The following is a 12,557-nucleotide window of genomic DNA, read 5'->3' on the forward strand; positions in this document are numbered from 1 at the left end:
ATTTTTGTTTTTAGTCTTTCCATTCAGACAGAAAGTTGCTATAATTTGATACATTATATCACTCATATAATCGCGTGGATATGGCGCGCAAGTTTCTACCGGGCACCGTAAATGTCCGACTATGGGTGGGCGCTAACAAAACGAACGTCTGTCGCAAGGCAGATGGCTGTCGTCTTTTTCAGCATTGCCCGCTCTATCGGGCAATGCTTTTTTTATTGAATAACGGAGGGGTATGCATGGAACTGCTTAAACGAAAAATTGAAGAAGAAGGTACCGTTTTATCCGATGAAGTGTTGAAGGTCGATGCTTTTTTAAATCATCAAATCGATCCGGAGTTGATGCTTGCTGTCGGGGAAGAGTTCGCCTCTCTTTTTGGCAGCGAAGGGATTACAAAGATCGTAACGATCGAGTCTTCCGGAATCGCGCCTGCCGTCATGGCGGGCTTGAAACTCGGCGTTCCGGTCGTTTTTGCGAGAAAGCGCCAATCTCTTACGCTTAAGGACAATTTGCTAACGGCATCTGTCTATTCATTCACAAAGAAAACGGAAAGTACGATCGCCATCTCTGCCGGCCACCTTTCAAAGGATGACAATGTGCTTGTCATCGATGATTTTTTGGCGAATGGACAAGCCGCCAAAGGTCTTATCTCGATCATTGAACAGGCCGGTGCAAAGGCCGCAGGAATCGGAATCGTCATCGAAAAATCGTTTCAAAACGGCAGAAAAGAGCTTGACGGTCTCGGAATCAGGGTTGAATCCCTGGCGAGAATCGCCTCTCTTGAAGGCGGAAAGGTCACGTTTTTACAGGAGGTTCGTTCATGAAGCTGACAGCCGGAAAAACCGTTTCATTAAGCATTCAGCACGTTCTGGCCATGTATGCGGGAGCCGTGATGGTTCCCCTGATCGTCGGAGACGCGCTCGGTCTGACGCCTGAGCAGCTGACCTACCTCGTCTCAGCCGATATTCTGATGTGCGGGATCGCAACATTGCTGCAAGTTTGGAAAAACCGCTTTTTCGGAATCGGGTTGCCCGTCGTATTGGGATGTACCTTCACAGCCGTTTCCCCGATGATCGCGATCGCATCGAAATACGGAATACCGGCGATTTACGGAAGCATTATCGCAGGCGGCCTGATCGTCATACTGCTTTCATTTTTCTTCGGAAAGCTCGTCCGGTTTTTCCCTCCGGTCGTAACCGGTTCCGTTGTGACGGTTATCGGGATTACGCTGATTCCCACCGCGATGAATAACATGGCGGGCGGTGAAGGGAGCAAGGATTTCGGGGCGCTGTCAAACCTCGCATTGGCATTTGCGGTTCTTCTCGTGATCGTCCTTTTGAACCGCTTTACAAAAGGATTTATGAAGTCAGTTTCGATTTTGATCGGCCTTATTGCCGGAACGGCCGCCGCCGGTCTGATGGGAAAAGTCGATTTTACAGAAGTGTCGCATGCAGGCTGGGTGCAGATGATCCATCCTTTCTATTTTGGAACTCCTGTATTTGAAGTCACTCCGGTCATCACGATGACCCTCGTCTTGATCGTCAGTCTTGTAGAGTCGACAGGCGTTTACTTCGCATTGGGCGATTTAACAGACAAAAAGCTGACGGAGAAGGATTTATCCAAAGGATACAGGGCGGAAGGGCTTGCAGTGTTATTGGGCGGAATCTTCAACGCTTTTCCGTACACGGCTTATTCGCAGAACGTCGGTCTTGTTCAATTGACAGGCATAAAGAAAAACAGCGTCATCCTAACCGCGGGGGCTTTTCTCGTCCTGTTGGGGCTCTTTCCTAAAGCGGCCGCGCTGACAACGATCATTCCCAAACCGGTATTGGGCGGAGCAATGGTGGCGATGTTTGGAATGGTTATCGCTTACGGCATTAAAATGCTGAGCAGGGTTGACTTCGGAAAACAGGAAAACCTGTTAATCGTTGCATGCTCGGTCGGGATCGGCCTCGGTGTGACTGTCGTCCCGCAGATGTTTCAGCATCTTCCGGACAGCATCAAACTGCTGACCGAAAACGGGATTGTCGCGGGAAGCTTGACCGCGATTATCTTGAATGCGATCTTCCATATCAATCCGTTTGCAAAGCCGATAGACCGCACGGAAGCCGTACCCGGCGAAAAATCAGCCGTCTAAACCTCACGATCCCGTGGGGTTTTTCTTTTGGTCAGATGTGTTTTCTTCTTAATCATGACACATACTACAATTGAGAAGAGGAGGCTTTTCTGATGAAAAGAGAGCATGAGCTTGTTAAAAACATCCGCACAAAAGACGGCGGACAGGCCGTGATTCGCCCCGTCAGGATGACGGATGCCCCCGATATTATCGAAGCGGTGCGCGTTGTGATTGACAGCGGCGTCTACATACAAAAAGAAAGGCCGCGCACGCTTCTTGAGGAGCGCGCCTTTATCAAGGATATGTATGAAAAGGATAATATGTACGCAGCCGTCGAAATCGACGGCAAGGTGTACGGAATCGCAAGGGTGATCCGCGGCGAGCTTCAGATGAAACGGCATACCGGACTTTTTAGAACATGGCTGCATCCGAAAGTGCAGGGACTCGGCATCGGCAAAGAAATCATGTCTTACACATTGAAATGGTGCAGGCTGCATCAGCTTCATAAACTGTGCCTGACCGTATTTGTTTCAAATGAAGCGGCCTTTTCCCTATATAAGAAAAACGGATTTGTCGTCGAAGGCATCCAAAAAGAACAGATACATGCGGATGGAGCGTTTGATGACGAAGTGCTGATGGCTTTCTTTTTTCAGGACGCCACGTGAGTATACGCTTCATGGTGGAAGAGGTGATAACATGGTTTATCTGTTATCGGCGGGAACGAGCATACCCCGCTGTCATGTCAATCAAGAACAAGCTGCCGGGTTTGCGCGCGAGATGTTTAAAGATTCCTTTAAAGACATTGACCGCCTGTTAGCTTCATTCAAAAACGGGGAGATCGAATCAAGGCAGTTTGTCATGCCTTTGGAATGGTATAAAGGCGCGAAAAGCTTTGAAGAAAAAAATCGGGCTTACGTTGAGATGGCGCTCAAACACAGTGCAGAAGCCGTGACGAATTGCCTTTCTGATCGGCGTTTTTTGAAAAGCGAGGTTCCTTTTGAAACAATTGAAGCGATTTTTTTTGTGTCTTCCACCGGCATCTCGACACCGAGCATTGAGGCGAGGCTGATGAACATGCTCCCTTTCTCAAGACTGACAAAGCGCATTCCGCTCTGGGGCCTCGGCTGTGCGGGAGGGGCTTCGGGAATCGCGCGGGCGTTTGAATACTGCAGAGCTTTTCCAAAGGCGCATGTTCTGGTAGTAGCGGCAGAGCTGTGCAGTTTAACCTTTCAAAAGGACGATAAATCGAAAAGCAATTTGATCGGAACGTCTTTATTCGGAGACGGGATTGCGGCCGTTTTAATGTGCGGCAAGGAAGCGGACACAAGCTGCTCGACATTTTCCGTCCTTCCCGAGTTGCTGGGCTCTCAGTCGTCCACTTTAAAAGATTCGGAAGATGTCATGGGCTGGGAAATCACCAACAGCGGCTTTCAAGTTGTGTTTTCCCGGGATATTCCGTCACTGATCAGGACGCACCTAAAAAAAGATGTTGAAGCGTTTCTCGACGGGCAAAACGCCGGACTGGACGACATTCAAGTGTTTCTTGCTCATCCGGGCGGCAAGAAAGTTCTTGATGCATACATCGACAGCCTCGGCTTTTCCGAAGAGCACCTTGCATGTTCAAGGCGGATATTGGCAAGGCACGGCAATATGTCTTCGGCAACCATTATGTACGTGATCAAAGATTGTTTTGAAACCGTCACCCCCAAACGCGGGAAGCACGGGCTTTTAGGAGCGCTGGGCCCGGGTTTTTCGTCAGAGCTTCTTTTCATGAAATGGACGGAAAAAGAGAGTGAATGATATGTTTTGGACGATCATGTTCATTTTTATCTTTCAGCGGCTGATTGAATTAACCGTCGCGAAGCGGAATGAAAAAAACGCCAAAAAACGCGGAGCGGTCGAATTCGGCAAGCGCCACTATCCGTTTATCGTGGCGATGCACGCTTTGTTTTTCGTTTCGCTCATTTCGGAAGTGGCCGTTTTTCATCGGAACATTCAGCCGTTCCCGGCTTTAATCCTGATGATTTCAGCGCTGGTGCTCACCCAAGGGCTGCGCTACTGGTCGCTCTTTTCGCTCGGGATATACTGGAATACAAAAATTTTGGTGATTCCGGAGACGAACCTCATCCGGAAAGGGCCCTACAAATGGATCAAACATCCAAACTACTTGGCTGTCGCGCTTGAATTGATCCTTCTTCCCCTGCTTTTTCAGGCATATGTGACCGCGGTCGTTTTCACTATATGCAACGCGGTATTGCTTCTGATCCGCATTCGTGAAGAGGAGCGAGCGCTGAAGGAATTATGCCATTGAAAATGATTATCATTTCATTTATAATGGATGTGAAAAACATTATCATTATAGGATGGTGGAAGACGGATGACGATGTTTTTTTTGCTCGGAGCTGTGTGTACATACAGTCTCATGATCGGATTTGTTTTAAAAGGAATCTCGAAGCGTTCTGCATAAATCGATATACAGATATGGAAAGCTGCCGTTTTGAACTGCACCCCAATTGTTAGACACCATCTAACAATCGGAGGTGCAGTTTTTTATGGCTAAATTTACAGCTGAGGAAAAAATACAAGCGGTCAAAAGGTATCTTGCGGGTAGGGAAGGGCATAAAACAATCGCCAGAGAGATCGGTGTTTCGTCAGGTGTGTTTCAGGTATGGATTCGCAAATACCATTACCATGGAGAAAGTGCGTTTCAAAAACTCTATACAACCTATTCTGTAGAAGATAAACTGAAGGTACTTCACTATATGATCGAAAATGGGACGTCGATCCGTGAAACAGCCGCCATCTTCAATATTCAAGCACCTTCTACGGTGGCTCAATGGCAGAAACTGTTCGAAACCGGAGGAATCGATGCCCTAAAACCGATGAAAAAGGGGCGGCCGTCAATGACAAAGAAAAATCAAAAAAGAACGAAGAAACAAACACCGCAAGAAGGATCAGTGGAAGCCATGCAGGCTGAAATTGAACGTCTGCGAATGGAGAATGCCTACTTAAAAAAGTTGAATACCTTAGTTCAAAACAAGGAAAAATTACAAAACAAGAAAAGGCCCAAGTAGTATTTGAACTAAGGACTGAATTTCCGGTAAAAGCCCTGCTTAAACTGGCTGGAATTCCGCGCAGTACGTATTATTACTGGGTCAAAACCTTCGGTCTTCCAGACAAAGATGCCAAATTAAAAACACTGATTCAATCGATTTATCATGAACATAAAGGCCGTTACGGGTACCGCCGGATACGCGACGAGCTTAAAAACCGGGGATATCAAATGAATCATAAAAAAATATATCGCCTCATGAAGGAACTGGGGTTGAAATGTCTCGTACGGATGAAAAAATACCGTTCGTATAAAGGAGAAACCGGCACGGTGGCACCAAACAGGCTAGAGCGGAATTTCAAGGCGGAAAAGCCGAAGATGAAATGGGTAACAGATATCACGGAATTTAAATTATTTGGGGAGAAGCTCTATTTATCGCCAATGCTTGATTTATTTAATGGCGAAATCATTGCTTATACAATTGGATCCAGGCCAACGTATTCATTGGTATCCGAGATGTTGGAAAAATCATTTGAACAGCTGACAGATAAAGAAAATCTGTTGATTCACTCCGATCAGGGCTGGCACTATCAAATGAAACAGTATCGCCACGCCCTAAAGGAACGAAATATTATTCAAAGTATGTCTCGTAAGGGAAACTGTTACGATAACGCGGTCATTGAAAGTTTCTTTGGTATTTTAAAATCAGAGTTTATCCATTTCAACGAATTTCAAAGCATCGAGCATTTTAAACAAGAGCTCGTAACATATATCGATTACTATAATCACAAACGGATCAAGGCAAAATTAAAAGGCATGAGCCCAGTACAATACCGGATTCATGCCAGTCATGTTACTTGAGAAAATAAGCTGTCTAACTTTTGGGGGTCACTTCATTTTTGGCGGCTTTTTTCGTTTTTCTTTACGTTGTGAAGAAAAATACAGAATTGTCGTGTAAAATGGGAAAAGGGGCTAAAGTTAAACAACATGCAAAAAGGGGTAGGAATAATGGCACAACTTAATACGAAAGACGACCTGATGAGAAAGGCAGGCGCTGTTTTCAAAGAGCTGAAGAAAAACGGGGATGAGAAACGGGCAGCACAGCTTGCGTCCGTCATTCAAAAATGGGCCCGCAAGGAAGTGTATATCGCTTTATGCGGCCATTATTCAGCAGGGAAATCGTCTTTGCTCAACGCGCTGCTTCAAGAAGATGTTTTACCGACAAGCCCGATTCCGACAAGCGCCAACCTTGTCCTTGTCAGGAGGGGAGAGGCGAATACGGCGCTTCATACGACAGATGGAAGATACGCATCGTTCAAGGGCGCTTATGATAAACAAAAATTGCAGGCGTATTGCAAGGACGGCAGCCAAATTGCAATGGTAGAAATTGAAGGGGATTTTCCGGGGATTGCGCCTCATGCCGTTTTAATCGATACACCTGGAATCGATTCTACGGACGATGCCCACTTCCTTTCGGCATCATCCATTCTGCATCAGGCTGACGCACTGTTTTATGTCGTGCATTACAACCATGTCCATTCTGAAGAAAACGTGAACTTTCTCCGCTCAATTCGGGGAAAAATAGCGAATTTATATTTCATCGTCAATCAAATCGACAGGCACGATGAATCGGAAACGCCTTTTCTGACGTATAAAAACCAGGTTCTTGACATGCTTCTGAAAGAAGGGATCAGGGAAGATCACCTCTTTTTTACGTCCGTTACAGAGGCCGAACATCCGCTCAATGAATTCAAACGGCTTCGCGATAAGCTGTCCGGGCTTCAGCACCGAACGGAACAGCAATTGCGGACATATACGGAACAAAAAGTCATCAGCCTGATCAACGAGCACACAGAGATGCTGATCAGCGATACAGAATCGTCCCTCCCGGATGAAACGGCTGCCCTGGAAGCAAAAGTTCGTGATCTTGAGAGAGGGCTTTCTGAAGCCGCAGCGCTCCGGAAGCGGGCGGAAGAAGAGGTCAAAAAGGAAATCCAAACGATCATCCAAAATGCAAATCTCACACCGTTTGACATGAGGGAACTTGCCAAACTGTACCTCGAATCAAACGAAAAAAGCTTTAAAAAAGGTTTTCTCTTCACGAAAGCAAAAACGCTTGAGGAAAAGGAAAGGAGAAAAGAAGCTTTTCTGGCGGACGTCAGAAAAAGGGTTCAGGCAGAGATTGACTGGCATATGATTGAAGCGTTCAAAACATTCTCAAATCGATTCGACCTTAACAGCGACGACTTTCTCTCCCGCGTTCTCGAATTCGCAGAGGTCGATGAGACCCTTTTGGTCAAAGCGCTGAAAAAAGGGGCGGCGCTTTCCCCGGAATATGTGCTGAACTATACAAAAGAACTCGCCGAAAGCATCAGGAGAAAAGCGAAGGCGGCCGCCCGGGCTCTCACGGAAGAATTGACGGCTCTCCTGGCTGAGAAGGAAGAGAGCCGGCTGACGGTGATGAAACGCGAATATGAAGAGGAAAAAATGAAGCTTTCGGAATTGCATCAACGGCTTAGCGCCCAGCAGAATGCCTGTGAAAAAGCGAATCGCCTCTTGGATCTTTGGGAAACCGGAGGTAAGGGCGAAGAACCGGAAGCAAACTGGCATGTACAGGAAAAGAAAGAATTGCAAAAACCGATCGAAATGAAGCGGTCTGATAACAAGCCGGCGCCTCGGCAAGAAGCGGCCCAAGGGCCTTCAAGTACAGCCGAAAGAAGCGTTTCTGATTATATCGATTACTTTTTGCGGCTTGTCCGTCATTTAGAGGATATTCCGAGTTTGGAAAAGCAAAGGAAGGCTTTCGCCGCCAAAACGAAACGGCTCGAATCCAGACGGTTCACATTGGCCCTGTTTGGCGCGTTCAGCGCCGGAAAGTCTTCGTTTGCAAACGCCCTCTGCGGAAGGAAGGTGCTTCCGTCCTCCCCTACGCCGACGACGGCGACGATCAACAAGATCACCGAACCGACGGGCGCAAAACAAGACGGGACGGCGGAAGTGGCCTTTAAAACAGAAACGGAGATGGCCGCTGAACTAGACCAGCTTTTAGACGGGAAGATGTCTGGTGCAAAAGGCCGAACTTTTTCAGAAAAGCTGGAACATCTCTTAAAAAAAGGAAATCTTCAGCAGGATGAGCGCATCATCGTTGAACATTTTCAGAAGGCGTACAGGCGTTTTCAGCACTATATCATCGATCAAGGTGAATTCATGATATCCGCCGATGAGCTAAAACCGTATGTCGCCGATGAAGAAACGGCTTGCGCTGTCCGCGAAGTCACCGTTTATTTGCATACGCCTGTCACGAACAAGGGGATTACGATTGTTGACACGCCTGGTGCGAGCAGCATGAATAAACGGCATACAGAACTCGCTTTTCAGTATATGAAAGACGCGGATGCGCTCCTTTATTTAACATATTATCAGCATTCCTTTTCAAAAGCGGACCGGTCATTCTTGCGGAAGCTCGGGCTGATCAAAGACGCGTTTGGCATGGATAAAATGTTTTTTATTCTAAACGCGGCAGATCTGGCGGGAAGCGCTGAAGAATTGGAAACGGTCGAATCCTATGTAAAGGGAGAGCTGTTAAAGGAAGGGATTCAAAATCCGCATCTTTACCATGTCTCAAGCAAACAGGAGCTCGATGGAACACCCGCCGGCTTCAACGATTTCAGCCGCTTACGAAAAGACCTCGGCGACTTTATTGAAAACGGATTGGCCAAATCTGCCGTCGATCAGCTGGCATCTGAAGGCGAAGCGCTTTGCGAAGCGGTTTTTCAGCTCCGCCGTTCGCTGCACCGATCTGCAAAAGAGGCGGAGGCGGAGAGAGAGGAAATCGCGGGAGCGTACAAGGCAGCTTGCTCGGCGATCGAAGAGACAAGAGACGGGTCTTTTATGCTTCAAATGACGGAAAAGGATATAGAAGAGCAGTTTTATTATATCGGACAGCGCCTTTCTTTTTATGCGTACGATCTCTTGAAATCGGCCATTCATCCGGGGCTGCAAAACGGAGATTGGCAGGCCAACCTGCAAAAAGCCTTGAAAACGGCTCTGAAAGAGTACGCATTCGAATACTTGCAGGAATTAAAAGCGCTCGACATCAGGATCGCAGGCATGATGGTCAAATATGCGGATGAAGAGTGGGGAGGCGCGCTTCAGCAAAAACTTGACGGCAATCGCTATTTTTCGGTCCATGTCAAAGAGGAGCCGCCGGAATCTGACTGCTATGACCCCCGGGAGGCAGAGGCAGATGAAGGCGCATTTAAGGAAGAGCTGAAAGCATTCAAGTCGCCGAAAGCATTTTTTCAGCAAAACGGAAAGGCGAGGCTGATCGAGGCCCTTACGTCAAAGCTTTCTGCCATAACGGACGGCTGGATTGAGCATGAAAAACAAACATTTTTAAGCCGCATCCGAAAACAGGCAGATCTCCTCGGGGAATGTTTGTTCAAGGAGGCTATGGGCCAAATTTCCGGTCAAAAGGAAACATATTTCCACGAGCCATTTACTAAAGCAGACGAAGAAAGAATCGAAACCGCATATGCTCTAGCGACTGAATGGCTTCAGGCGATCCGGCAATAGCCTAATTCCGTCAGGCATGGTAGACTGAATAAAAAAAGAAGGGATGCACACGATGACAAACGTACACGAAGCGATTACAGCACATTCCAAAAAACAGCATCAGATCGTGAAGGAGTTCGTCCTTCTTGAAGACGAAAGAGAACGGGCGATCGAAGAGGCTGTCGCAAAATGCGAGCGGCACGAGCCGTTTTCTACCGACCGCATCAATCAGGTGACAGCGAAAATGAACGACCTGGCCAAAAAAGGCATCGTTCCGCAGAGACGGTTTGTCACAAAGGAAATGGTCGAAGAATACGTCAGCCGAAAAAATGCGCGCGAATAGACATGGTTGATCCTTCCGGGAGTCGTTTCAGGCCTCCATGCAAAACATAAGATAGATGTCCGCTGGAGGTGAAACACGATGGGAAGAACAAAGCTCGGCAACAAAAATGCCCAGCAGAACAATAACGCAAAAAAGAAAAACGGTTTTAATACCGAATTTTCTACTGAATCTTACGCGCAAATGGAAGCAGCGAAAATGATTTCAAGCAAAAAAAAGCATGAAAAATAAAACAGCGTCTTTGGCGCTGTTTTCATCATTTTTGCTCATGTGGTACAATAGGTGCATTGTATGTATGAAAGGGAGTTTCTAAAGGATGAAAAAGAAGTTGCTGCTTGTTGACGGAATGGCTTTATTATTCCGGTCTTTTTTTGCGACGGCGGTGCACCGCAATTTTATGATGAATGACAAAGGCGTTCCGACAAACGGGGTTCACGGGTTTTTAAAGCATCTGCTGACAGCCGTGACGGCTTTTGAACCGAGCCATGTCGTCTGCTGCTGGGATATGGGCAGCAAAACGTACCGCAATGATTTATTCAAGGATTATAAAGCAAACCGAGGGGAGCCGCCGCTCGAATTAATTCCGCAATTCGATCTTGCAAAGGAAGCTGCACGAGAGCTTGGCGTTTTGAATATCGGCCTTGCCGGATATGAAGCGGATGACTGCATCGGCACGCTGGCGGCATTGTTCCGGCATGAAGCGGACGTTACAATCGTAACGGGGGACAAGGATCTGCTTCAGGTGCTGGAGGATTCCGTCCAAGTCGCTTTGATGCAAAAAGGCATCGGCAATTATAAAGTGTATACGAAAGAATCATTCATCGAAGAAACCGGAATCGAGCCGCAGGCCTTGATCGATATCAAAGCTTTGATGGGGGACTCAAGCGATAATTATCCGGGCGTGAAAGGAATCGGCGAAAAAACGGCGTACAAGCTGATAAGGGAATATTCGACGGTTGACAGGCTGCTTGAAAATATCGATCGGCTGACAAAAGGCCAGCAGACGAAAATAAACGAAAGCCTTGAAGATCTGAAGCTTTCGAGAGTGCTCGCGGAAATCAAGTGCGATGTCCCGCTTTCCTGCTCATTGGAAGACGCTGATTTTACGCTCTTGCACGAAAGGGCGAGGGAGATGCTGAAAGTTCATCAGATCAGGGGAATTGAACCGCTGTTGATGAAAATGGAAAAAAGAGAGATCGGTTAACCATCGATCTCTCTAATGTTTTGTATTGCTTTTTTTCGCCCGATTTTCAAGCTCGGTTTTCGGATCGGTGTGCCGGTTCATTTCAATATCGCCCTGCGGCGTCACACCGCCGGTCAGGCGGCCTTTTCCGGCCGGTTTTTGCTTATCCACATGAACCACCTCAGGAGCTTATTATGCGCAAGCAGTCCGATTTTTAATCTGGATGATTCAGTAAAATTGCATTTTTGGCAAGCCTGTCGGCCGTTTGGTTTTCCTTTGAGGGTATCCACTTAATGAAGAATAGATCAAAGGATGCTTTTAAGCGGACAATCTCGCTAAGATACGGCTTGAATGCATCGTTTTTCACATATTCTGAATCTGCGGCGCGCTCTACGATCTGGGAATCCGTGCGGAACGAAACGATCGAATAGCCTCTTTCGGCACTGAGCTTCATGCCTTCAATGAGCGCCGTAAATTCGGCTTCATGGTTGCTTAAGCGCCCGGCAGGGATGGAAAAGGACTCCGATTCCCTTCCGTTTTTAATAAAAATGCCGAGCCCGGAAGGTCCGGGATCACCGGCACTAGCCCCGTCGATATATACTTCAACCGGCATCTTTTTCGCCTCCTTCATCCATCGGGGTGATCCTTTTGGCAGCATAGGCGTAAGGAGCCGCGAAAAGGGCAACGACAAATTTTAAGACATACGTGGTGATAAAAATCTGCACCCATACGTCAAAGGGATATTTGCCGATAAACGCGACGCTTGTAAAAATGAACGTGTCGAGTAGCTGGCTGACGGCCGTGCTGCCGCTGTTGCGAAGCCATAATGCGCGGTCGGAAGGAAATAACCTTCTGATCCACGAATATACATAAACATCAAGCGTTTGGCTGATGATATAGGCAAGCAGGCTTCCAAGCGCAACGCGCGGCAGAAAGCCAAAAATCGTCTCAAGCGCCGGCTGCGCGATATCCTCAGGGTGCGGCTTAAAAAGCAGGGCGCCCTGCATAACGGCGGTCAGGCTCACGAGGACGGCAAAGCCGAGCGATACGGCTTTCTTCGCTTCATCCTTGCCGTATCTTTCATTGATGACATCCGTCGCAAAAAAAACGCTGCCGTACATGATATTGCCGAGCGTCGAGGTCAGCCCGAAAAGCTCGACTGTTTTGGCGACCTCGATATTGGCGGCGACTGTGGCAAATCCGATCCAGACAAACAAGCCGGTTTTGCCAAACCGTTTGTAAAAGAAAAGAACAATGATAAAGCTAATGATCGCAAAACCGATCCACAAAATCTCGTTAAACAAGAACAGGTACT

14 protein-coding genes and 1 riboswitch are annotated in these 12,557 nt (G+C 47.4%); of the genes, 11 read left to right on the forward strand and 3 right to left on the reverse strand.

Features of this window, described 5'->3' with window-relative positions; translation table 11 throughout:
• Window positions 1-42: 42 nt before the first annotated feature.
• Window positions 43-142, forward strand: a riboswitch (purine riboswitch).
• Between the two features lie 94 nt (window positions 143-236).
• From xpt to MHB78_RS11350, 11 genes are all read left to right on the forward strand, one after another.
• Window positions 237-821, forward strand: a complete 585-nt coding sequence (gene xpt / locus MHB78_RS11300; RefSeq protein ID WP_046130781.1) for a xanthine phosphoribosyltransferase — start codon at window positions 237-239, stop codon at window positions 819-821.
• Window positions 818-2,134, forward strand: coding sequence for a xanthine permease PbuX (pbuX, locus tag MHB78_RS11305; protein WP_046130780.1), 1,317 nt, complete (start codon window positions 818-820; stop codon window positions 2,132-2,134). Before xpt ends, pbuX begins: the two co-directional genes overlap by 4 nt.
• Window positions 2,135-2,226: 92 nt before the next feature.
• Complete coding sequence (locus MHB78_RS11310) at window positions 2,227-2,778, forward strand: GNAT family protein (protein ID WP_046130779.1); 552 nt, start codon at window positions 2,227-2,229, stop codon at window positions 2,776-2,778.
• Window positions 2,779-2,809: 31 nt separating this feature from the next.
• Window positions 2,810-3,913, forward strand: a complete 1,104-nt coding sequence (locus MHB78_RS11315; protein WP_046130778.1) for a 3-oxoacyl-[acyl-carrier-protein] synthase III C-terminal domain-containing protein — start codon at window positions 2,810-2,812, stop codon at window positions 3,911-3,913.
• A gap of 1 nt (window position 3,914) precedes the next feature.
• Window positions 3,915-4,424, forward strand: coding sequence for an isoprenylcysteine carboxylmethyltransferase family protein (locus MHB78_RS11320; protein WP_046130777.1), 510 nt, complete (start codon window positions 3,915-3,917; stop codon window positions 4,422-4,424).
• A gap of 66 nt (window positions 4,425-4,490) precedes the next feature.
• A complete protein-coding gene (gene fbpC, locus MHB78_RS11325) occupies window positions 4,491-4,580 on the forward strand; it encodes a Fur-regulated basic protein FbpC (RefSeq protein ID WP_046130776.1) in 90 nt (29 codons plus the stop codon).
• A gap of 85 nt (window positions 4,581-4,665) precedes the next feature.
• A protein-coding gene (locus MHB78_RS11330; RefSeq protein ID WP_099047013.1) for an IS3 family transposase occupies window positions 4,666-6,026 on the forward strand; the annotation gives its coding sequence in 2 pieces (ribosomal slippage) (window positions 4,666-5,137 and window positions 5,137-6,026; 1,362 coding nt in all).
• Window positions 6,027-6,173: 147 nt separating this feature from the next.
• Window positions 6,174-9,740, forward strand: coding sequence for a dynamin family protein (locus MHB78_RS11335; RefSeq protein ID WP_046129632.1), 3,567 nt, complete (start codon window positions 6,174-6,176; stop codon window positions 9,738-9,740).
• Between the two features lie 52 nt (window positions 9,741-9,792).
• Complete coding sequence (locus MHB78_RS11340) at window positions 9,793-10,062, forward strand: YpbS family protein (RefSeq protein WP_046129631.1); 270 nt, start codon at window positions 9,793-9,795, stop codon at window positions 10,060-10,062.
• A 78-nt stretch (window positions 10,063-10,140) separates the two neighbouring features.
• Window positions 10,141-10,290, forward strand: coding sequence for a hypothetical protein (locus MHB78_RS11345; RefSeq protein ID WP_099047049.1), 150 nt, complete (start codon window positions 10,141-10,143; stop codon window positions 10,288-10,290).
• An 85-nt stretch (window positions 10,291-10,375) separates the two neighbouring features.
• Complete coding sequence (locus MHB78_RS11350) at window positions 10,376-11,263, forward strand: 5'-3' exonuclease (protein WP_046129630.1); 888 nt, start codon at window positions 10,376-10,378, stop codon at window positions 11,261-11,263.
• Window positions 11,264-11,275: 12 nt separating this feature from the next.
• Here the strand turns inward: MHB78_RS11350 and sspL are convergent, their stop codons facing one another.
• The 3 genes from sspL to MHB78_RS11365 are packed head-to-tail and all read right to left on the reverse strand — an operon-like array spanning window position 11,276 to window position 12,546.
• Window positions 11,276-11,413 carry a small, acid-soluble spore protein L gene (gene sspL, locus MHB78_RS11355; RefSeq protein WP_046129629.1) on the reverse strand — a complete coding sequence of 46 codons (138 nt, stop codon included), beginning with the start codon at window positions 11,411-11,413 and terminating at the stop codon, window positions 11,276-11,278.
• Window positions 11,414-11,456: 43 nt separating this feature from the next.
• A complete protein-coding gene (locus MHB78_RS11360) occupies window positions 11,457-11,855 on the reverse strand; it encodes a reverse transcriptase-like protein (protein WP_046129628.1) in 399 nt (132 codons plus the stop codon).
• Entirely contained in the window at window positions 11,845-12,546 is a 702-nt protein-coding gene (locus tag MHB78_RS11365; protein WP_046129627.1) for a queuosine precursor transporter, read from the reverse strand. Before MHB78_RS11365 ends, MHB78_RS11360 begins: the two co-directional genes overlap by 11 nt.
• Window positions 12,547-12,557 lie beyond the last annotated feature (11 nt).

Origin of the sequence: Bacillus sp. FSL K6-0138, assembly GCF_037982765.1 — a bacterium.
GTDB classification, from domain to species: Bacteria; Bacillota; Bacilli; order Bacillales; family Bacillaceae; genus Bacillus; species Bacillus glycinifermentans.